Origin of the sequence: Jiella soli (assembly GCF_020615385.1) — a bacterium.
Classification (GTDB): Bacteria; Pseudomonadota; Alphaproteobacteria; order Rhizobiales; family Rhizobiaceae; genus VKMB-3413.
This window is the reverse complement of the sequence record NZ_JAJAVB010000031.1, coordinates 33238-53261: the sequence shown is the minus strand read 5'-3', so window position 1 is coordinate 53261 and position 20024 is coordinate 33238. Positions and strand designations below refer to the sequence as shown.

The window sequence follows — 20024 nt, the reverse complement described above, 5'->3', positions numbered from 1 at the left end:
CGATCCATCCGCACATGGATTCAGCGATCGGCCCCGTTGGCAAGGGGGTGGGTAATTACAGGCGATGCGTTGCCGATGGCGCTCTGCCGCCCTCGGACCCACTTGCGCGCGCCAAAATTGTTCGCCACGGTCGCCGGATGGCCCAAATCGGCCAAACCTTTCCGGGGCAAGAGAATGGATGGTGTCAACGGATCCGGATCGGCAACGGGACGGCGCGCGGACCGCATGGATCCGCTCCCGCAGGGTCCGAAGCGCACGATCATCTTCCTCCTCGTTCCCAATTTCTCGATGATCGCCTTCGCGACCGCCATCGAGCCGCTGCGGATCGCCAACCGGACCGTCGGGCGGGAGGTCTATCGCTGGCGGCTGACCTCGACCGACGGAGGCAGCGTGACCGCCTCCAACGGCGTCACGGTTTCCGTCTCGACTTCGGTCGAGGAGGAACGCCGCGCGCTCTCCGGCGAAAAGCGGCCATCCATGGTCTTCGCCTGTTCCGGCATCTTCGTCGAAGACTTCTCCGACAAGGCGGCCTTCGCCTATTTGCGCGAGGCGCATCAGCGCGGGATCTCGGTCGGCGGACTGTGCACCGGCGCCTGGATCCTCGCGCGCGCCGGAATCCTTTCCAACCGCCGCTGCGCAATTCATTGGGAGAACCTGGCGAGCTTCTCCGAGGCGTTTCCCCGCTCGGACGTCTATGCTGATCTCTTCGAGATCGATCACAACATCTACACCTGCGCCGGCGGGACCGCCTCGCTCGACATGATGCTGGCGCTGATTCAGGAGGACCAGGGCGAGGAAGTGGTCAACCGGGTCTGCGAACAGGCGCTGACCGACCGGGTGCGCGGGGCGCATGATCGCCAGCGCCTGCCGCTGCGGGCAAGGCTCGGCGTCCAGCACACCAAGGTTCTCCGGGCAATCGAGATCATGGAGGCGAATCTGGCGGATCCGCTCTCCCTTTCGGAACTCGCCGCGCATATCGGCCTGTCGCGCCGACAGGTGGAGCGGCTGTTCGAAAAGGAGATGGGTCGCTCGCCCGCGCGATACTATCTGGAAATCCGGCTCGACCGGGCGCGTCATCTGCTTCTGCAGTCGCAATTGCCGATCGTCGACATCGCTATCGCCTGCGGCTTCGTGTCCGCCTCGCATTTCTCCAAATGCTATCGCGAACTCTATTCGCGCTCTCCGCACCAGGAACGGGCGATGCGGCCTGCCATGTCGGCCGGCTGACGCCCGCAGCCTGCATGGCCCCACCATCCGCGCTCGATTGCGGCTTTCACGCGATTGGGACAGAGAACTACTGGAAGCCGTCCATCCAGCGCTGCTGCCGGTCGAGCCACATATGTTCGCCGATCAGGCAATCAGTCGGCGGCGTTGCCGCCTGCGCTTTCAGGATCGCGGGCGTGTCCGGCGGCGCATCCTGCGGCCAGCCGGCGAGTTCCATGATCAGCTTGCGCCGCACCGCTTCCGGGAACTGGGACCAGTCGTTCACCGGGATCATGAACGCCCCGGGACCGCCGATCACACAGTCGGAATAATAGCGGTCGAGATGGGCGATCGAGCCCCAGGAGCCATAGCCTCCGGACGTCATGAGCGGCAGGCCGTTGATGATCACGCCCCGCGCGATGGCGGCATCCCGGGCCTCGGTCACCGGCCGGCCCTGATTGTTCGGCCCGTCCCCGGAAATGTCGATCACCCGCCGAAGGCCGTCGAAGCCGTTGCCGTCGAACATCGGCGCTACCACGTCGATGGCCGAGGCGATCGACGTCCGGCGCTCGCGGTCCGGCAGTTCGGTCGCGAGACGGTAGGCGAAGGCCTCCGCAGCCTCCTTGGAATCGATCAGCGTGAACGGGACGACCACGGACTGGGAATGGGTGCCCGCCCATTCGACATAGGCGACGGCGACGCGGCCATACACCCCTTCCAGAATTGCCTCCTGAACCTCCCGGCTCCGGAACGCCGCAGCATAGCCCTCGCGCTGGATTTCCTGCTCCGACAGGTCCATCGACCAGGAGACGTCGACGGCGAGCACGAGCTCGACATCCACGCGCTCGCCATCCAAGGTCCTGGGAGCGGAACCGGCGCCGAGATCGCCGAGACCACGCCCCTGCGCGAAGGCCGATCCCGTGCAGACGGCCGCGGCGAGCGAGGCTGTGCAAAAGAAGACGGCGAAAGCGGAGCGCGTTCTTTTTCGCATTGCAAAAAGCTACGCCGATCTCCGCAACGCGCAATTCACAAAGCTGTCACTCTTGGCGGCGGAATGCTTGGCCGGACATGCCTTGTTCTACGACTTTGCACTGCGCGGACGGGAATGACGGCAGCCAGTGGCAATCAGAAGCTGCTCCGGGGCCGATCGCTTCCGAACCCTGGACAGGCACGCGCACAAGACTGGTTTGAGAAAGACTAAACGCCGAAATGCTCAGTCTTTCTTAACGCGAGGTCACGACAATAAGCTCGTCTTTCCTGCCGGACCGGAGCCGCGCCGTGACCTTGAGCTCGACCGCAGCCGACGCGCGGGCGTCGCAGAAATCTGTGTTTCTGTCACCTCTGGTCCTGCTGGCGGCAAGCTGCGTCGTCCTCGCCGCAATCCTCACCCGGCCGCTGACGCTCGCCATCGGCGGGGACTATTGGGACCTCTTCATCTATTTCGACGCGGCCAACCGGATCTTCACCGGCCAGATCCCGAACGTCGACTTCTTCGCGCCGGTGGGGCCGCTCGGCTACTGGCTCTTCGCCCTCCTCGTCCGCGTCTTCCCGGAGGGCCAGCCCCTCCTCCTCGTGCAATGGTCGCTTCTTCTCGTCACCGCGCCGCTGTTTGCGCTCGTGCTTTGGGATGTCGACCGGCGCTCGCGCTTCGTGGCGCTGGCGCTCCTCGTTCCGTTCCTCACCTTCTCGATCCTGCCGTTCAACGAGATCACGTTCAATTCCTATCCCGGCGTCGACGGCTTCGGCATCTACAACCGCCAGATCTGCGAAATCCTCTTCGTGCTCGCTTCGGCGCTGATCTTCAGCGAGAGCCGCAAGGTGATGGCCACGGTCGTCGCCGGCACGGTCGCCGCGCTGTTCCTGGTGAAGATCACCGGCTTCGTCGCCGCCGGCATGCTGTGCCTCTTCGCGCTTGCCGCCGGCCGGATCACGCTGCGCTCGGCGCTCATTGCCGCAGCGGCCTTCCTCCTTCTCCTCGGCGGGCTGGAAGTCTCGCTCGGGATCGTCAGCGCCTATATCGGCAATATCTGGCAGCTCCTTTCCGGGAACGAGGGCTCGATCCTGCCGCGCTTCCTCCAGGCTGCGTCGATGCACTTCAAGCTTTTCGGTTCGCTCGCGCTCCTGACGGCGGTGCTTGCCGTGATCGACAGGCGCAGGATCGTCGAGACCGGACTCGCCGTCTTGCGCGCACCAAGCTTCCGAACGCTTGCCGCCTTCGTCGATCAGGACGCCTTCTGGCTCGGCCTTGCCACCTTCGCCGGCCTATTCGTCGAGACGCAGAACACCGGCGGCCACGGTTTCATCTTCGTCTGGCCGGTGCTCGTGCGTATTCTCCTGCGCTGCGGGGACTGGCGGATCGGGCGTATGGCGCTCGTGCTGACGCTCGTCGCGGCAAGCTCGCTTCCGACCTTCGTCGACATCATCGAGAGGACGGCGCGAACCTTCATCGGCCAGATCAAATATGTCGACCTCCAGTCAAAGAACCTCGGCACGCTCGGCCTCGTCAACCAGCGTACCGAGATCATGAAGCACGCCGACGTGATGATGGAGGCTTACGAGACCTACCCTCAGACCTTCCAGTTCATCGCTGACAATGGCGAATTGCCGGGCTTCACCCTCTTTACGGAGCCAGATTTCCAGATCAACTGGCTGAAGGCGACGGACCGCGGCGTCGATGCGATCCGCGCCTATGAGGCGAAGCACGGCGTGCGCTTCCGCACGATCATGAACCTCAACTTCGTCAATCCCTTCCCCTGGCTTCTCGACCGCGAAGCCCCGCTGAAGATCGCGATCGGTGCCGACCCCTCGCGCGCCGTGCCCGATCCGGACGCGGCAGTTCTCGCCTCGGTCGCGGCGACCGACCTCGTCCTCTATCCGCTCTGCCCGATCACCTCGGCCAATCTCGCGCTTCTGAAGCTCTACGAGCCCGGCCTCACCGGCCATGTCCGGGTGCATCTGTCGCCCTGCTGGGACGGGTTCGTGCGCGAGGAACTGGCGCCCTCGACTGCGCTCCTGCGCTGAAGGCGGACCGAGAGATCAGGCCACCCTCCTTCGGGCGAGTCCTTTCGAAGCGGCAGGCGCCCTTGCGCGCAACGCCTCACCTCAAGTGACGGCACTGTGTCGGGGCTTTCGGCCGCCGGCCTGCCCTGCCGCTCCCGTCAATCTCCTGTGACATGCGACGCGGCGAGCGGCCCGTCAGCCGGGTAAAGCTCCATTGCAGTTGCGCGGCCCCGGTCTGCAGTTCATGTTCCGGCCGGGGCGCCTCGAACTTTCGAGGATGCACAGCTTTGGAGACGACGACGTGCAACTGCGAACTCTTCTCGTATCGGCGGCGATGATGTCGGCGCTGCCGGCGCTTGCCCAGACACAGACACCTCCCCTTGCTCCCGCCGACGCGGGAACGCGGAGCGAAGGCGCAGCCTCGGTGCCTGCCGCACCGGAGGCTTCCGCCGCCGGCACGGAGGCAGGCGCGAAATCCCTCGAAGCCGATCTGGCCGCCTATTTCACCCGCGCCGCCTTCGACCAGGGCATCCTGCGGGTGACGCCGGACCCCGAGGGCTACCGGATCACGCTTTCGGTCGACACCGATTTCAGTCAGCTGGGCGAAGCTTCATCCGGACACATCAGGCTCGGCGATTATTCGCTTGTCGTCAGCCGACGGGATGATGGGACGTGGTTCGTTCGCGGACTCGGACCGATCGCGGCGTCCTTCGACATGAAGGCCGCGGACCAGTCGATGACGATGACCTACCAGGTCGACAATATGAGCTACTCCGGGATCTTCTCCCCGGAGGTCGGAAGCTTCCTGTCGGCCGCGGGCACGTTCGACCGCACCACCATGACGCAGACCACGCCGCAGAGCGAAGTCGACGCGAAGCTGGGGCCGCAGAGCATGGAGTTGAACGCGGTTCCGGCCGCGGGCGGAGGGATCGACTTCACCTATTCGCAGACCGGCTCGAAGCTTTCGGAGACGATCAACAGCGCTACCGACCCGGCCCATCCCGACCAGCGGTTCCCGGTCGACCTGAAGGCCGAGAGCATCATCCTGACGGGCAATGGCGCCGGGCTGAAGAGCAAGCCGATCCTCGATCTCTATGCCTTCATCCTCGCCAATGCGAGCGATGAGAAGATAATCGCCGCACAGGACGAGTTGAAAACCCGTTTACGCGGTCTCCTACCGCTCTGGGACCAGATCGAGAGCGCCTACGCCTTCAACGATGTGAGTATCTCGACGCAGGTCGGCCGGATGACTGCCGACAGGGCCGGGTTCAGCTTTTCCGGCGACGGCGTCGAAACCAACGGCAGCTACCGCTACGTCTACGATTTCACCGGCATGACTTTCGCCTCGCCGGCAATTCCGGACTGGGCAGGAGAGCTGCTCCCGAACGACTTCACCCTGGCGATCGGCGCCGACGGCGTCGACCTCGACACCCCTGCCCGCATCGCGATCGACGACTTCGACATCGCCCGCGATCCGCCGATTTCGGATGCGGCGGGCGAGCGGATTGCCGCGATCTTCAAGGAGAAGATGCCGCGCTTTTCGATCCCGCCTTCGCGCGTGAAGGCCAAGGACTACGAGGTCACCCTCTCCGGCGACCTCCGGTTCGAATTCAACAAGCCGGTGGCGACACTGGACATCAAGGCCTCCGGCGTCGAGACCGTGATCAACCGGCTGCAGGCGGCCGGTCAGAACGACCCGCGCGCGCTCCAGGCCCTCGCCATGCTGCAGCTCGGCAAGGGGTTCGCCAAGTCGCTCGCCGACGGCAAGTCGCAATGGCTGATCGCGGTTGCCTCCGACGGCTCCGTGACAGTCAACGGCGCCACCGTGAAGGGCCCGGACGCGCCGGCGACCGACCGCTTCCCGACCGACAAAGGCAACGGCGTCCCGCTCTGATCCGGCTTTCGGCTGGCGGAGGACGGACGCCGCAGCCCCTTTGTCGGTACGCCGGGAGATGAACAAGACAAAGAGGCCGAGCGCACCCCGCCCGGCCTCTTTCCGTATGATCCAAGGAAACTGTCGCCGGCTCAGCCCATCTGCGACTTCACGAAGTCCTTCGCGATCGACACGATGCCGCGTGACAGGAGGCCGTCGAGCGCGTCGCAGAACTGGTCGACATGCTCCTCCTCGCAGATCAGCGGCGGCTCCAGCCGGATGACGTTGCGATTGTACTCGGTGAAGGCGACGAGGACGTCGTAGTCCCTGAGGAGCAGCGCACCGATGAAGCCGGACAGCGAGCCCTTCAGCTTGTCGTCGAGGATCGCCACCATCGGGCGGAGCGCCAGCGGCAGCGTGCGGGAGAAGTCGTGGAACTCCAGGCCGACCATCAGGCCCTGGCCGCGCACGTCCTTGATGATCTGAGGATATTTCGCCTGGATCGCCTTCAGCCGGTCGAGGAGGTAGGCGCCGGTCTCGGCGGAATTGCCGATCAGATCCTCGTCGTAGAGGACGTTCAGCCCTTCGATCGCCGTCACGCAGGCTTCGCCGATGCCGCCGAAGGTCGCCTGGGCGTGGATCATCGCGGTCTTCGGCGTGCCGTACGCCTTCATGTAGACGTCGCGCTTGGCGATCATCGCGCCGACCGCGGCCTTGCCGGCGCCGAGCGACTTGGCGAGCGCCGTCACGTCCGGCACCACGCCGTGATGCTCGAAGGCGTAGAACTTGCCGGTGCGCCCGTAGCCGCACTGGACCTCGTCGGCGACCCAAAGGACGTTGTGCTTGTCGCAGAGCGCGCGCACGCCCTGCCAGTACTCCGTCGGCGCGCCGACGATGCCACCACCGCCCTGGACGGTCTCGAGCACGACGACGCCGATGTCGCTGTCGTTCTCGATCGCGCGCTTCAGCGCCGGCAGATCGCCGAACGGCACCTTGACCCGGTTCCCCACCAACTGGAACTCGCCCTGGTAGAGCGGCGAGTCCGTCAGCGAAAGGACGCCTTTCGACTTGCCGTGGAAGGAATTCTCGGCATGGACGATCTTGCAGTTCTTGCGGCCGGAGGCGCGCTCGGCGACCTTGATCGCCGCTTCCATGGCCTCCGAGCCGGTCGAGCCGAGGAACACCATGTCGAGTTCGCCGGGCGAGCAGGCGGCGAGGTTCTTCGCCAGCGCCGAGGCGTATTGCGACAGGAAGGCGATAGCAATCTCGTGGCGCTTCTCATCCTGGAAGCGCTCGCGCGCCGCCAGGATCCGCGGATGGTTGTGGCCGTGCGCCAGCGAGCCGAAGCCGCCGAAGAAGTCGAGGATCTTCCGCCCGTTCTGGTCGGTATAGTACATCCCCTCGGCCCGCTCGATCTTCACCTTGTGGAAGCCGAGCAGTTTCATGAAGTGGAACTGGCCGGGATTGATGTGATCCTTGAACAGATCGGCCATGGTCTGGACGTCGAGGGCCTTGGCGTCCTCGACGGAGAGAAGGTTCGGCTTGGCCGGTCCGTGGCGGAACGGCTGGTCGAGCGTCGGCGCGGCGACAGTGGGACGGTCGAGCATGGCTTATGTCCTCATTCGGCCGGCTGGGCGAAGCCAGCGGGCGCATGGGCGTCGCCGAAGCGCTTGGCCCGGTATTCGGAATAGGCGGCGATCAGCATGTCCTCGTCGCGATACTGCGGCACCCAGCCGAGGTCGCGCTTGCCTTTCCCCACGTCGAGCACGCATTCCTCGTCGGCGATGAGATACTGCTCGGGATCCATCAGCGGCATGTTGAGAAGGTCGAGGAAGTCGAGCGTGCGTTTGACCGCCCAGCCCGGCGTCGGGACGAGGATCGACTTCGACCCGGCATGACGGATCAGGTCGCCGAGGAGCTTCCTGACCGGCGGCGGATTGAGCGAGCCGAGATTGTAGGCCTCGTTCGGCACGCCCGCCTTCCAGGCGAGCCGCGCGGCCTCGGCGCAGTCGAACACCGAGATGAACTGATAGGGGTTCTTGCCGGACCCGATCATCGGGACCGGGAGGTTGCTGTCGATCAGCTTGAACAGCTTTTCCAGGATGCCGAGACGACCCGGGCCGATGATCAGGCGCGGACGGAACAGCGAGATGTTCATGCCCTTCTTGCGCCATTCGGCCGCCAGCACCTCGGTGTCGAGCTTAGACTGGCCGTATTCGCCGAGCGGAGCGACCGGATGGTCCTCGGTCATCGGCGTCGTCTTGGTATGGCCGTAGATCATGTCGGTGGTGAAGTGGACGAGGTTCGGCGCACCGGCCTTCTCCATCGCCTCGACGATGTGCTTGGTGCCGAAATAGTTGACCGGATAGAAGAAGTCGTGGCGCTTCGCCCGCGGCATGATCGGCGACAGCATCTTGGCCGACAAATTGTAGACCATGTCCTCCGGCGCGATCGGAACGCGCCCGACGGCGGCCGGATCGGTCACGTCGGTGTGGAGGAAGTCGCAGGCCGTGTAGTGCGCGAGGTCGCTCTTGACGATGTCCGCGACGAGGACGCGTTCTCCGTCCTGAACGAGCTTCTGAGCGAGATGGCGGCCGACGAAACCGTCGCCACCGAACAGGATGTGCTTCATCGGGAAACCTCGTTGGCAGTCTTGGCGGGAGTGAGTTCGGCGACGGCCGTGTCGTCGTGGATCCTGGAACCGCCCTGCGCGATGAAGACCGTGCCGAGACAAATCAGACCGATGCCGGCGATGCGCATGCCGTTCAGGTCCTCGCGGAAGAGGTACCAGGCGAGCACGGCGACCGCGACATAAGCAAGCGACAGGAACGGGTAGGCGAAGGACAGCTCGACCTTGGACAGGACGTAGAGGTGCGAGGCCATCGAGATCACGAAGGTGCACAGGCCCAGAAACACCCATGGGCTGAACACGATCGAGAGAATCTTCAGGATCGGATTGACCCCGGCGAAGCTGAGCGGGCCGAGCTGCATCATGCCGTATTTCAGCATCAGCTGGGCCGCGGCATTGGTGAAGACGGTAAAGAGTATGAACGGGATGTACTTGACCATCGCCTCGTCCTTGCTTTGCAGCAGCCGGCCTGAACCGCCGCCGATCCTCGGTTGATTAGCAGATGACGCGGTGAGAATGAGTTAAGACGGCCGTTGTTCAGGCCGGCTGACGAGCCGAACTCTCACCCAAGGTAAACAAACTCGCCACGGACCCGCTCGAATTTTCGATATTGGTCGGTACGTCGACCGCGCCCCGCGCCAGGAACCGACCGGCCGTGCGGCGCCAGAAGTCCGAAGAGATCGCCGGATCGCGAAGCGCGTCGAGCCGGCGCCACTGCGGGAAGCCCGCCGCGAAGGTCTCAGGCGACATCCGCGCGTCCTTGTAGGGATTGACCGCGCCACCCGCTTCGACGGTGATCCGGTCGAGTTCGCGCAGGAGCCGCAGCGTCTTCTCCCCGCGATGGGGAAAGTCGAGAGTCAGCGTGTAGCCGGGGCGCGGAAAGCTGAGGAGGCCGGGGCTGCGAAGGTCGCCGAAGCGCTTCAGGACGGTCAGGAAGGAGCCGTGTTTATGGGCCTTGGCGCAGAGGATCAGCTCGCGCACGACCGCCTCGCCGTCCCCCGCCGGAATGACGCTCTGGTGCTGATGCAGGCCGCGGGGGCCGTAGAGCCGGTTCCAGTCGCCGATCCGGTCGAGGGGATAGAAGAAGCTGTCGAAGCGGACGGTGGCCTCGCGTGTCCCGGCCCGGGCCTTTCGATAATAGGCTTCGTTGAACGCCTTGAGGAACGGCCCGGCCAGCGGGCTCACCGGCGGCGTCAGCGGGACCGAGGCGAGCGGACCTGCAGCAACGCCCGAGAGGTCGCCGTTGCGGGCATGGTCGCCGGCGATCAAATGGCCGCGCCCAAGCGAGACGCCGCTGCTCAAGGAATCGATCCACGCGACGGCGTATTCGTGGCGGGCGTCGGCCGCTTCGGCGAGATCGAAATAGTCGGAAAGCCGGTCGAAGCGCGTCGTCGTCTGGAGGATCGATAGCGACGGCACCTTCAGGAGCCGGATGGTCGCCTGGCGGATCAGGCCGGTGAGGCCCATGCCGGCGATCGTTGCGGAGAAGAGATCGGCATTCTCGGTGCGGCTGCAGGCCAGGCTTCCGCGGTCGGACCGGTCGAGTCTCAGAGACTCGACCCAGCGCCCGAACGTGCCGCGGCGATGGTGGTTCTTGCCGTGAACGTCGTTGGCGATCGCCCCGCCGAGGGTGACGAACTGCGTGCCGGGCGTCACCGGAAGGAACCAGCCGGCCGAGGCGACATGCCGGGTGATCTCGCTGAGGAGCACGCCGGCATCCGCCGTCAGGAGCCCGGTTTCCGGATCGAAGGCATGAATGGCGGAAGGGCGGTCCCGGCCAGAAACGATGAGCGTTCCTTCATCGTTGTGACAGCTGTCGCCATAAGAGCGGCCATTGCCGAAGGGCAGATACGCCCCCTCTTCTTCCGACCGCTCGCCGCGCGGCCAGACGAAGCGTTCCGAGCCGACGGCCCGCCTGACGGCCGGCTTGAGCCGGCCCCAGCTCTGATAATCGGGGGTCCGGTCAGGCATAGGCGGCCAGGAGGAACATGACGCCGCCGATGCCGATCATCATCTGGCTGCGCCAATCGCGGAGCATGAAGACCACGGGATCGTCATGCATCTGGTTGCGGCGGGCGAGGACCCAGATCCGCACGATGATGTAGAGCAGGATCGGACAGATCGGCCAGACCAGCACCGGCAGTTCGTAGTGCCTGATGACTTCGGGGCTGTTGATGTAGAGCGCCAGGACCATCACCGAGGCAAAACCGGAAGTCATCCCGGCCTGTGCGAGCGTCTCCAGATCGGCGTCGACATAGCCGCGCCCGGTCTTCGAGCGCTCCGCGCCGACGCCGAAATCCTGCAGTTCGGTGTAGCGCTTCACCAGCGCCAGCGACAGGAAGAAGAACAGCGAGAAGGCGATGAGCCAGAACGAGACGGTCGTTTGCGAGGCTTCCGCCCCGGCGATGATCCGCATCGTGTAGAGGCCGGCAAGCGTCAGGACGTCGATCAGGAGCATCCGCTTGACGAAAAGGGAATATGCGGTCGTGGCCACGAGATAGGCCGCAAGGGCCGCCAGATAGTATCCCGGCAGGAACATCCCGATCGCGAAGGAGGTCACCAGAAGCCCGGCGGCGAGAGCCAGTCCTCTCGATATCTGCAACTCCCCGCTAGCGAAGGGCCGCTTGTGCTTGGTCTTGTGCTTGCGATCGGCCGTGAGGTCGAGGAGGTCGTTGGCGATGTAGACCGCCGAGGCGGCGAAGGAGAAGCTGACGAAGGCGAGCATCGCGCCGACCAGCATGCCGAGGTTGAGGAACTCGTGGCTGAGCGTCATCGGCACGAAGACGAGGACGTTCTTCGCCCATTGATGCGGCCGCATGGCCTTCAGCGCCGCCTTGACGGGACTTCCGCCCGCTTCGATCCGCGACGAACCGGTCCGCTTCTGCCAGGAGGACGCGGCGCGGTCGGGCGCGACGACCGTCGCCTCCGCCGCCCGGTCCAGAAGGCAGATGTCTTCGCGCGAATTGCCCCAATAGTCGAAGCCGTCCTCGCCGCAGCGCGCGGTGATGCGCTCGAGCTTGCGTTCCGCCGTAAGGTTCACCGCGTCGCAGGACGCCATCACCTCGTCGAACAGGCCGAGATGTCCCGCAACGGCATGGGCGAGGCGCTCGTTCGCGCCGGTGGCAAGGATGATCGTGCGGCCTTCGCTACGCGCGGCCCTCAGGGCCTCGACGACTTCCTGTCGATAGGGCAGAAGCGCGGGATCGAACTCGATGAGCCGGCCGAGCTCGGCCTTCAGCCGCGCCTTGCCCTCCGACGCCCACAGCGGCAGGCGCCACATCAGTTGGGGCGACTGGCGGGTGGCCAGAAACAGTGATTCCCAGAGAAGGTCGCTGCGGATCAGCGTGCCGTCCAGGTCGACAAAGATCGGGCGATCGATTTGCGGAACTCGCGCGTCCACGGACAGGCCTCCTCTCGCGCCCCTCTGGGCCGACTAAGTCGGAGACCGTTTTGGCGCGAGCGAGTTGAAACGGCGTGAATATCGCTCAGTAAACCCGTCGGCGCCCGCGCAATCGCAAGTGAGAGTGAATGAACTGCTAAAAAAGCCGATCCAATCTCAGGCATTGCCTCCGACGTGCAAAAAGGCGCCCCGGCGGATACCGTCGGGGCGGCTAGTCCGAAGAAATTCAGCCGTTACGCGGCCGCGGCGACCGTTGGGGCGGTATGGTTGCCGAGGGCGGCGCGGTTGTCTTCGGCCCAGCTGCGGAAGTTCGAGAGTGCCGGGTTGAGCCGGCGCGTGAAAGCAAGGTCCCGCGACCGGCAGTAGTGCTCGTTGAAGTCGTGCTTGAACTGGAACATGTTTCCGAGTTCTTCGGCGCCCGGAAAGCCGAGGCCGCGATAGGTCTCCGGCTCGACGGCGTTGTAGCGGACCGGCCGGCCGAGCACGTCCGTCAGGACCCTCGCCATCTCAGCGCCCGTCGGATGTTCCCCGGAGATCCCGATCACCCGGCCGATGAGTGCCGGTCCGACGCGGAAGATGCCGTAGGCGCAGCGCCCGATGTCCTCCGCCGCGATGCCAGGCAGCCGCTTGGCGCCCATCGGCAGGGTCAGCACGAGCTGGCCGGACGCATCCGGCTTCGGGCCCATGCCGAAATGGATGAAGTTCTCCCAGTAGAAGGACGTGCGCAGGAAGGTGGTCGGCGCCGCCAGATAGAAGTAGCGATGCGCTTCTCCCTTGGCGTCGAGATGCGGCACCTTCCAGCGCCCCATCAGGGTCGGCATCCGCGGATCGTCGAGCGAAATGCAGCGCCTGGTATCTTCCAGCGTCGACCAGATCACGTGGCGCACGCCTTCCTCACGGGCAGCGGCGGCCTGCGCACGCGCGTGGCCGAGCTCGATGTCCGGGGACTGGTGATCCCAGTAGAAGGTGACGCAGTAGGCGCCATAGGCGCCGCGGAATGCCCGCGCCAGCGATGTGGGCCTGTCGAGGTCGGCCTCGACCACTTCGGCGCCGAGATCGGCGAGGCGCCTGGCACCCTCGGAGTTCCTGTCCCGGGTGATCGCACGCGCGGCGAATTCGCCGGACCGGTCCGCAAGGATCGCCCGGACGAGGCCGCCACCCTGAGCACCGGTCGCGCCGACGACGGCGATGGTCTTCTTCATTGTCATGACAATGGCATCCCTTCCTGCGTGGAAACTGATGCGCTTTCTAGGCCGGTCTCTTTTCCCCCCGATGGCGGCATCGCAGCGTCGGCATTGCACGGGGGTGTCGCGAATGTTTCGCGGCAGGCCCGCCGGTGCCTTGCCATTGCGGCCGCGGCTTCCGCTTTGTCGCCCATCCCTCTTTACAAAATCCCCGCAATGGCCGATGGCTGCGCCCATTCCAATTCACCAGCCGGCGAAAGGGGGCGTCAGATGATCAAGATGACATCGATCGGCAGAGCCACACCCCTGATTATCCGGACCGGCCTCATTATCGGCGCCGGCGCCCTCTCGCAGCGAAGCTGATCTCAGCCTTCGGCCAGAGCGCGTCCGGCCGCGACCTGCCCTCGCGAGGAGCAGGCGCCTTTCCATGCCACGATCGTGGCCGAGCCGAGACGAAGGAAGTTCGGCCGCCATCCCTGCGGCACTTCCCCATTTGAAAAAGACGAATCATCCATGTTCGGAACTGAATTTCTTGCCCGGGTCGCGGCGGCGGAAGAGGCCCTTCGCCAGCTGTTTCCCGCCACCCCCTTGCAGCTCAACGAACATCTGTCGGGCCGTTTCGGCGCGCGCATCTATCTGAAGCGTGAGGATCTGACCCCGGTCCGGTCCTACAAGATCCGCGGCGCCTTCAACTTCATGCGCAAGCGTATCGCCGAGGGCGCCGCGACCGGCCGGTTCTGCTGCGCCTCCGCCGGCAATCATGCCCAAGGCTTCGCCTTTGCCTGCCGGCACTTCGGCCTGAAAGGCCGCGTCTTCATGCCGGTGACGACGCCGCAGCAGAAGATCGAGAAGACGAGGATGTTCGGCGGCGATGCGATCGAGGTCGAACTCGTCGGCGACTTCTTCGACGACTGCTACACCGCGGCCAAGGCCTATTCGCGCGAGGCGGGGGCCGATCTGGTTCCCCCCTTCGACCACGAGGACATCGTCGAGGGTCAGGCAAGCGTTGCCCGCGAGATCCGTGCTCAGCTGTCCGGCGAGACGATCGACATGGTGGTGATGCCCGTCGGCGGCGGCGGACTTGCCTCCGGCATGACCCGGTTCTTCGCCGGCGAGGACACGCCCTCCCCGGCCCTGCGCTTCGTCGAGCCGCAGGGCGCGCCGAGCCTCAGGACCAGCCTCGAGCGCGGCACGCTCACCCGCATGCCCCAGATCGACGGCTTCGTCGACGGCGCGGCGGTGGCCGAGATCGGCCAGATCCCCTTCGCCACGCTGAAGCAGTTCCGGCCCGAGGACGTGATCCTCGCGCCCGAGGGCCGGCTTTGCGGCACCATGCTGTCGATGCTCAACATCGAGGGCATCGTGCTCGAGCCTGCCGGCGCGCTGGCGATCGATGCGCTGAACAACCTGAAGGACGAAATCGCCGGCAAGACCGTCGTGCTCGTCGTGTCCGGGGGCAATTTCGACTTCGAGCGGCTGCCGGACGTCAAGGAACGGGCGCTGCGCTACGAAGGGCTGAAGAAGTATTTCATCCTGCGGCTCGCCCAGCGGCCGGGCGCGCTGAAGGATTTCCTGAATCTCCTGGGTCCGGACGACGATATTGCCCGCTTCGAATATCTGAAGAAGTCGGCCCGCGATTTCGGCTCGATCCTCCTCGGCATCGAGACCAAGGCGCCGGAAAATTTCGCTATCCTGCTTCAGCGGTTCGAGGCGGACGGGATTCGCTTCCAGGACATCACCAACGACCAGATCGTCGCCGATCTCCTGATCTGACGAAGGCAAGGACCTTCCGCCGGTCGCCCCTGCGGCCGGCGGAAACCTCTCGGCGAAAAATGACTGCGGGAGGCCATCAAAGGCCTCTGCCGTTGCGTAAGGCCCCATGATATGGATGCCAGTGAGCGCACCGGCATCAGGGGCCGTCGCTCCGCCGCGTCGGCCGGCCTGGCCGGGGCGTCATCTCCACCTGATGGAACCATCTTCATGAAGCGCTTCGCGTGGCTGACGCTTGCCGCAGCCCTCGTCTCTGTTTCGCCGGCCGCGGCTCAGACCGTCGGCGGCCGTTATCAGGTGTCCGGAACGAACCTCGACGGCAGCGAATATGAGGGAACCGCGACCATCACGGTCACATCCGACACCACCTGCCGCATCCATTGGGAAACCGGCAGCACCACATCCGACGGAATCTGCATGCTGAGCGAGGACCGCTTCGCGGCCGCCTATTCCTTCAACCCCGAGGAAGTCGGGCTCGTCGTCTATCGCGTCAAGCCGGACGGGACGCTCGACGGTGTCTGGACCGTCGCGGATACGAAGGGCGCCGGCAAGGAAGTTCTCACGCCTGCGAAATGACGGTGACGGCCGACCGCAGCGGACCGAGCACGGCGGTCGGCCTCCCTTTGCTCCTCTCTCGATCAAAGGCGTGACAAGGTGAAGCTTATGCGACCGATCCTGTTGGCGATGCTCGTCGCCGCTTCCGGCCTCTGCGTCCAGCGGGCGGCACTCTCGCAGGAATTGAGCCCCACCTGCCGAAGCGCCGTCCAGACGATCTGCGGCGAGAAGGCCCTCGGTGCCTGCTTCGAGCCGCAATCGGCCTGGGACAGACTGACGCCCGATTGCGTCGGCGACGTCCAGACCATGATCGAGATGGAACGTGAAGCGGCTGCCGAGACGGCGACGATCTCCGCCGAAGGAGAGCACGGCTACTCCTATGGCGGCATCCTCCGCGCAGGGCCTGGCACGGACAGCCGCAAGATCACCAGCCTGCGCAATGGCGAACGGATCGATATTCTAAAGGACACCGGCGTCTGGTCGGGCGGCTTCAAATGGTTCGAGGTCCAATCGGATGCCGGCCGCGGCTATCATTGGGGCGGGATCTTCTGCATCGCCGGCGACAAGGCCGCGGAGGGCGTTCTCGCGGCATGCCGGACGTCCGAGGTGCCTTTGACCATCTTCTCCTGCCGGGTCGGCGGCAAGATCGTCTCCGTCACCGCGACAGGGCGGCAGCTCACCTATCACTACGGCAGCGAAGACAAGGACGAACTCACCCTCAGCGGCGATCCGGAAAGCGGCAACGTCTTCTTCCTGCGGCAGCGCTATGCCGGGGTCGAGGAGCAGCTCCGCTTCCAGAACGGCCCCTTCAGCTACATCGTCTACACGATGGAGGGGAACGCCCAGACCGAAGCCTCGCCGGTCTCCGGCCTCGTCGTTCTGCAGGGAACGGACAGGATCCTCGACAAGTCCTGCGCGACCCACGCCGCCTTCACCCCCGCCTACGATTTCGACGGCCTGCCGGAGGACAGCGAGACCTATACGGCGATGTAACGAGGCGGAGACTTCGAGACGCCGACATCAGTGCAGATGGCCGGCGTCCTTCACAAGGCGCACCTCGCGCGGCTTGATCAGACCGGCATGCATGACCCGCACCGAGTGGATGATCGCTTCGATCTCACGCTCCCAATGGTCGAGAAACCGCTTCAGGCGCGGATAGTCGGGCGCGAGATCCTCGAACTGCCAGAAGAAGGTTTGCAGCAGTGTCGGATGATCCGGCATCCGGTAAAGGACCTCTGCCGAGGTCAGGCTATAGCCTTCCAGCATCTTGACGAAGGAAGCGTCGACAGGTCTCGTAGTCATCGGCACACCTCTTTGCGGCGCCGGCCGACCTGTTCGGCCGACCATCAGATGCTGCGCCGCCTTCCTTAACGACGTGCTAACCCGCGACCGGCGATAAGCGCCGGTTGATCGATTAACCGCCAGAATCGTGGAAGCTTCAAGCGGTTTCGCGCCGCTTGGTCGCGCCATCGTGACAGTGGCGCAACAAGCGGCGGGCCAGTTCGGCAGGGGATCGATCTGCCGAAGCATGCGGCGACGGACCGGGCCCCCTTCAAGGAAGCAGCGCGGTTTCACCCGGCGCGAGCCCCGGGAGGCCTCATCCGGTGTCCGGTTGATCCAGCCGGATACCGTATCGCAGCCTGCGCGGCGTTTGAGCGTCTTTGAAATCCGTTATCGCGAAGCGATCAAACGGATTTCATATCAGCTGCGCATCACGCGGAGGGTGGAGCGGCCGCCATCGATGCCGAACACCTGTCCGGTGATCCAGGCGCCGGCTCCCGTCAGCAGCAGTTCGCCCATCGCGGCGACATCGTCGGGGGTCCCGAGCCGCGGCAGGGCGTGCATCTTCGCCACCGCATCGGCCATCTTCGGATTGCCGGCGACTTTCTGGCCGAGCGGCGTGTCGATCAGCGAGGGGGCGATGGCGTTGACGCGGATCTTCGGCGCGAATTCGGCCGCAAGCGAGCGCGTGAGCCCGACGACGGCCCCCTTGGCCATGGCGATCGAGGCATGGGCGGAAAATCCCTGCTCGACCGCGACCGTGGAGAACAACAGGACGCTGGCACCATCCGGCGCCTTCATGAGCTGCGACAGCGAGGCCTGGACAACCTGCGCCGCGCCGAGCGCATTCAGCCGGAAATCGGCGAGGAAATCGTCTTCCGTCAGCCGGGCGAAGGGCTTCAGATTGATCGTCCCGACCGCGTAGACGAGGCCGTCGAGCACATCGCCCGCCTGCCCCGCCGCATGTTCGATCGCGTCCGGTTCGGTCACGTCGCATTCGACGAAGGACGAGTTCAACTCGCCCGCGAGCGCTTCGAGTTCCTGCCTGTTGCGCCCGGCGAGCACGACCTCGTGCCCAGCGCCGACAAGCCGCCGCGCGATCGCTGAGCCGATCCCGCCATTGCCGCCATAGATGAGATGCCGTCCCATGCCGCTCCTTCGCCTCTTGCCCGCGCCTGGCAAAGGTGCTGCCCGACGCCGCGTGCTCCGGCAGATGCGCCTGCCGCCGGGCGCGTCAACTGCGACGTCAGGGCGCGGGACGGCCGGCGGGAGCCGTCTCGACATCGGCCGGCCAGCCGGGCAATTGCCGCCATGCGTAGGAAATCCGACCTGCCGACGAAGATCTGTGCCGCCTGCGGCCGTCCGATGGTCTGGCGCAGGAAATGGAAGGCGGTCTGGGACGAGGTCCGCTACTGCTCCGATCGCTGCCGGCGCGAGGCGCGGCGGGCAGGCCCGGCCCGCAACGAGCCGCGCGGATCCGTCGAGACGCCGTTATCGGCACGGCGGAAGCCGGGGGCGGACACCGATCCCTTCGCGCAATAGCCGAACCCTGCGTTCACGATAGTCCGCTTGCCTTACGCTCCTGCCGCGACAGGTCTCTTCCCAACGACAGGGCCTTGCGGCCCGGCGGCAGCGGAGCGCCTTCGACATCGGGCAGCGCCGTGCCGCCACTTCCCGAACAACAGGAGACCACCATGGAAAAGCGCACGCTCGGCCGCTCCGACATCGCCATCGCCCCGATCGTCTTCGGCGGCAACGTCTTCGGCTGGACGGCCGACAAGGAGACGTCCTTCGCCCTGCTCGACCGCTTCGTCGACGCCGGCTTCAACGCCGTCGATACGGCCGATACCTATTCCTCCTTCGCGCCCGGGAACGAAGGCGGCGAGTCCGAAACGGTAATCGGCGAGTGGATCGCCTCCCGCAAGCGCCGCGACGACCTCGTCATCATGTCCAAGGTCGCCAAGTGGAAGCAGCGGCCGGGCCTGTCCGAGGCGAACATCATGGCCGCGATCGACGACAGCCTGAAGCGGCTGAAGACCGACCATCTCGACGTCTATTTCGCCCATGAGGACGACAAGACCGTGCCGCTGGAGGAGACGCTCGGCGCCTTCGCCAAGCTGGTCGAGGCCGGCAAGGTGCGCGTCCTCGGCGCCTCGAACTACGAGGCGGCGCGCGTCGAGGAAGCCCTGACGATCTCCGAGGCGAATAGCGGGCCGCGCTACGAAGTGCTGCAGCCCGAATACAATCTCTACGCCCGCGGCGACTTCGAGGGTCCGCTGAAAGAGACGGCGCAAACCCACGGCCTCGGCGTCGTCACCTATTTCTCGCTCGCCAGCGGCTTTCTCACCGGCAAGTACCGCTCGAAGGCGGACATCGAGGGCGCGAACCGCGAGCGCATGCTCGGCGGCTATTTCAACGACGGCGGCAAGGGCCAGCGCATCCTCGAGGCGCTCGACGAGGTCGCCGGCGCCACCGGCGCCAAGCCCGCAGAGATCGCCCTCGCCTGGCTGATCGCCAAGGACGGCGTTACCGCCCCGATCGCCAGTGCGACCTCGGTAAAGCAGCTGGACGAGACGCTCGGCGCGGCGAAGGTGAAACTGTCGGCGGATCAGATGCGGGTGCTGGACGAGGCGGGGGCTTAGCCAGTCGTTTGGCGGTGCCATGGGTCGGGTTGGTCTGTGGTACCGCCTCCCATTCGGAGATGCTGCGATCCTCGCATCGGACGGCGCATGGGACGGAAGAACCCCGCCTCTGACCGCGACGGCCGCGGTGACGATGGCGGAGATCGCCGCGACCGCTTCAGACGTCCTCCACCGCAAGGTGCGTCATTCGACGGTGTCGGACGAGGAATGGATCGAGCTCAAGATGCAGTCCGGCACCCCGCGCGTCTATGCCGAAATGCTGCTCGGCACCTTTCGCGCGGCCCGCCGCGGCGACTTCGCCGCCACCGATCCGACCCTCGGCACCTTGCTCGGCCGAGAACCGCTCTCGATCGGGACGGTAATGGAGAGGCACGAGGGCGGCGGGGGCGGCTGACGTCTTTGTCTAGGCGACCGCGGGCAAGCGGGCCATCAGGTCTCCACCCGAGCGAGCCGATGCGGAAGGAAGCGGACGCTTGGGAGAGGCCAT

Annotated in this window: 18 protein-coding genes and 1 pseudogene; 10 read left to right on the top strand and 9 right to left on the bottom strand. The window is 65.5% G+C overall.

Going from position 1 to position 20024, the window contains the following annotated elements; translation table 11 throughout:
• The first annotated feature begins 225 nt into the window (after window positions 1–225).
• Window positions 226–1227, top strand: a complete 1002-nt coding sequence (locus tag LH400_RS20175; protein WP_229155050.1) for a GlxA family transcriptional regulator — start codon at window positions 226–228, stop codon at window positions 1225–1227.
• A gap of 67 nt (window positions 1228–1294) precedes the next feature.
• On the opposite strand, the gene LH400_RS20170 is transcribed toward LH400_RS20175, so the two are convergent.
• A complete protein-coding gene (locus tag LH400_RS20170; RefSeq protein WP_370638443.1) occupies window positions 1295–2044 on the bottom strand; it encodes a DUF1194 domain-containing protein in 750 nt (249 codons plus the stop codon).
• 79 nt (window positions 2045–2123) lie between these two features.
• Between LH400_RS20170 and LH400_RS20165 the strand changes: the two genes are divergently transcribed.
• The 3 genes from LH400_RS20165 (at window position 2124) to LH400_RS20155 (ending at window position 6097) form a co-directional block, all read left to right on the top strand.
• Window positions 2124–2312, top strand: a complete 189-nt coding sequence (locus tag LH400_RS20165) for a hypothetical protein (RefSeq protein WP_229155048.1) — start codon at window positions 2124–2126, stop codon at window positions 2310–2312.
• Between the two features lie 169 nt (window positions 2313–2481).
• The gene (locus LH400_RS20160; protein ID WP_229155047.1) at window positions 2482–4224 is read left to right on the top strand and encodes a hypothetical protein; all 1743 of its coding nucleotides are present in this window, start codon (window positions 2482–2484) and stop codon (window positions 4222–4224) included.
• 280 nt (window positions 4225–4504) lie between these two features.
• The gene (locus LH400_RS20155) at window positions 4505–6097 is read left to right on the top strand and encodes a hypothetical protein (protein ID WP_229155045.1); all 1593 of its coding nucleotides are present in this window, start codon (window positions 4505–4507) and stop codon (window positions 6095–6097) included.
• A 131-nt stretch (window positions 6098–6228) separates the two neighbouring features.
• On the opposite strand, the gene LH400_RS20150 is transcribed toward LH400_RS20155, so the two are convergent.
• The 6 genes from LH400_RS20150 to LH400_RS20125 all read right to left on the bottom strand — a co-directional run bounded on the left by LH400_RS20150 (window position 6229) and on the right by LH400_RS20125 (window position 13313).
• Window positions 6229–7683, bottom strand: coding sequence for an aspartate aminotransferase family protein (locus LH400_RS20150; RefSeq protein ID WP_229155043.1), 1455 nt, complete (start codon window positions 7681–7683; stop codon window positions 6229–6231).
• 11 nt (window positions 7684–7694) lie between these two features.
• Entirely contained in the window at window positions 7695–8708 is a 1014-nt protein-coding gene (locus LH400_RS20145) for an NAD-dependent epimerase/dehydratase family protein (RefSeq protein ID WP_229155042.1), read from the bottom strand.
• Window positions 8705–9145 (bottom strand): EamA family transporter, encoded by a 441-nt coding sequence (locus LH400_RS20140; protein WP_229155040.1) that lies wholly within the window; start codon window positions 9143–9145, stop codon window positions 8705–8707. The genes LH400_RS20145 and LH400_RS20140 overlap by 4 nt, the downstream gene beginning before the upstream one ends.
• A gap of 97 nt (window positions 9146–9242) precedes the next feature.
• Window positions 9243–10676 (bottom strand): FAD-binding oxidoreductase, encoded by a 1434-nt coding sequence (locus LH400_RS20135; protein ID WP_229155038.1) that lies wholly within the window; start codon window positions 10674–10676, stop codon window positions 9243–9245.
• Window positions 10669–12105, bottom strand: coding sequence for a UbiA family prenyltransferase (locus tag LH400_RS20130; RefSeq protein WP_229155036.1), 1437 nt, complete (start codon window positions 12103–12105; stop codon window positions 10669–10671). The genes LH400_RS20135 and LH400_RS20130 overlap by 8 nt, the downstream gene beginning before the upstream one ends.
• A gap of 233 nt (window positions 12106–12338) precedes the next feature.
• Window positions 12339–13313 (bottom strand): NmrA/HSCARG family protein, encoded by a 975-nt coding sequence (locus tag LH400_RS20125; RefSeq protein WP_229155034.1) that lies wholly within the window; start codon window positions 13311–13313, stop codon window positions 12339–12341.
• 489 nt (window positions 13314–13802) lie between these two features.
• On the opposite strand from LH400_RS20125, the gene ilvA reads away from it, so the two are divergent.
• From ilvA to LH400_RS20110, 3 genes are all read left to right on the top strand, one after another.
• Window positions 13803–15062 carry a threonine ammonia-lyase IlvA gene (ilvA, locus tag LH400_RS20120; RefSeq protein WP_229155032.1) on the top strand — a complete coding sequence of 420 codons (1260 nt, stop codon included), beginning with the start codon at window positions 13803–13805 and terminating at the stop codon, window positions 15060–15062.
• A 207-nt stretch (window positions 15063–15269) separates the two neighbouring features.
• Window positions 15270–15635: a hypothetical protein gene (locus LH400_RS20115; protein ID WP_229155031.1), complete on the top strand. Its 366-nt coding sequence runs from the start codon at window positions 15270–15272 to the stop codon at window positions 15633–15635.
• 87 nt (window positions 15636–15722) lie between these two features.
• Window positions 15723–16607, top strand: coding sequence for an SH3 domain-containing protein (locus LH400_RS20110; protein ID WP_229155059.1), 885 nt, complete (start codon window positions 15723–15725; stop codon window positions 16605–16607).
• A gap of 27 nt (window positions 16608–16634) precedes the next feature.
• Here LH400_RS20110 and LH400_RS20105 read toward each other — a convergent pair whose 3' ends face one another.
• Window positions 16635–16916, bottom strand: a complete 282-nt coding sequence (locus LH400_RS20105; protein WP_229155029.1) for an usg protein — start codon at window positions 16914–16916, stop codon at window positions 16635–16637.
• A gap of 399 nt (window positions 16917–17315) precedes the next feature.
• Window positions 17316–18044 carry an SDR family NAD(P)-dependent oxidoreductase gene (locus LH400_RS20100; protein WP_229155027.1) on the bottom strand — a complete coding sequence of 243 codons (729 nt, stop codon included), beginning with the start codon at window positions 18042–18044 and terminating at the stop codon, window positions 17316–17318.
• 153 nt (window positions 18045–18197) lie between these two features.
• On the opposite strand from LH400_RS20100, the pseudogene LH400_RS26430 reads away from it, so the two are divergent.
• The 3 genes and pseudogenes from LH400_RS26430 to LH400_RS20085 all read left to right on the top strand — a co-directional run.
• Window positions 18198–18344 (top strand): annotated as a pseudogene (locus LH400_RS26430) (DUF2256 domain-containing protein); the annotation flags it as partial.
• Between the two features lie 245 nt (window positions 18345–18589).
• A complete protein-coding gene (locus tag LH400_RS20090; protein WP_229155026.1) occupies window positions 18590–19537 on the top strand; it encodes an aldo/keto reductase in 948 nt (315 codons plus the stop codon).
• Between the two features lie 133 nt (window positions 19538–19670).
• Window positions 19671–19931, top strand: a complete 261-nt coding sequence (locus LH400_RS20085) for a Rossmann-fold NAD(P)-binding domain-containing protein (protein WP_229155024.1) — start codon at window positions 19671–19673, stop codon at window positions 19929–19931.
• Window positions 19932–20024: the final 93 nt, after the last annotated feature.

Excerpts from the sequence above, each read along its gene's own strand:
- LH400_RS20175 (WP_229155050.1), top strand. The coding sequence starts at position 226 with ATGGATCCGCTCCCGCAGGGTCCGAAGCGCACGATCATCTTCCTCCTC.
- LH400_RS20150 (WP_229155043.1), bottom strand. The coding sequence starts at position 7,683 with ATGCTCGACCGTCCCACTGTCGCCGCGCCGACGCTCGACCAGCCGTTC.
- LH400_RS20145 (WP_229155042.1), bottom strand. The coding sequence starts at position 8,708 with ATGAAGCACATCCTGTTCGGTGGCGACGGTTTCGTCGGCCGCCATCTC.
- LH400_RS20140 (WP_229155040.1), bottom strand. The coding sequence starts at position 9,145 with ATGGTCAAGTACATCCCGTTCATACTCTTTACCGTCTTCACCAATGCC.
- LH400_RS20135 (WP_229155038.1), bottom strand. The coding sequence starts at position 10,676 with ATGCCTGACCGGACCCCCGATTATCAGAGCTGGGGCCGGCTCAAGCCG.
- LH400_RS20125 (WP_229155034.1), bottom strand. The coding sequence starts at position 13,313 with ATGACAATGAAGAAGACCATCGCCGTCGTCGGCGCGACCGGTGCTCAG.
- ilvA (WP_229155032.1), top strand. The coding sequence starts at position 13,803 with ATGTTCGGAACTGAATTTCTTGCCCGGGTCGCGGCGGCGGAAGAGGCC.
- LH400_RS20115 (WP_229155031.1), top strand. The coding sequence starts at position 15,270 with ATGAAGCGCTTCGCGTGGCTGACGCTTGCCGCAGCCCTCGTCTCTGTT.
- LH400_RS20110 (WP_229155059.1), top strand. The coding sequence starts at position 15,723 with ATGCGACCGATCCTGTTGGCGATGCTCGTCGCCGCTTCCGGCCTCTGC.
- LH400_RS20105 (WP_229155029.1), bottom strand. The coding sequence starts at position 16,916 with ATGACTACGAGACCTGTCGACGCTTCCTTCGTCAAGATGCTGGAAGGC.
- LH400_RS20100 (WP_229155027.1), bottom strand. The coding sequence starts at position 18,044 with ATGGGACGGCATCTCATCTATGGCGGCAATGGCGGGATCGGCTCAGCG.
- LH400_RS20090 (WP_229155026.1), top strand. The coding sequence starts at position 18,590 with ATGGAAAAGCGCACGCTCGGCCGCTCCGACATCGCCATCGCCCCGATC.
- LH400_RS20085 (WP_229155024.1), top strand. The coding sequence starts at position 19,671 with ATGGCGGAGATCGCCGCGACCGCTTCAGACGTCCTCCACCGCAAGGTG.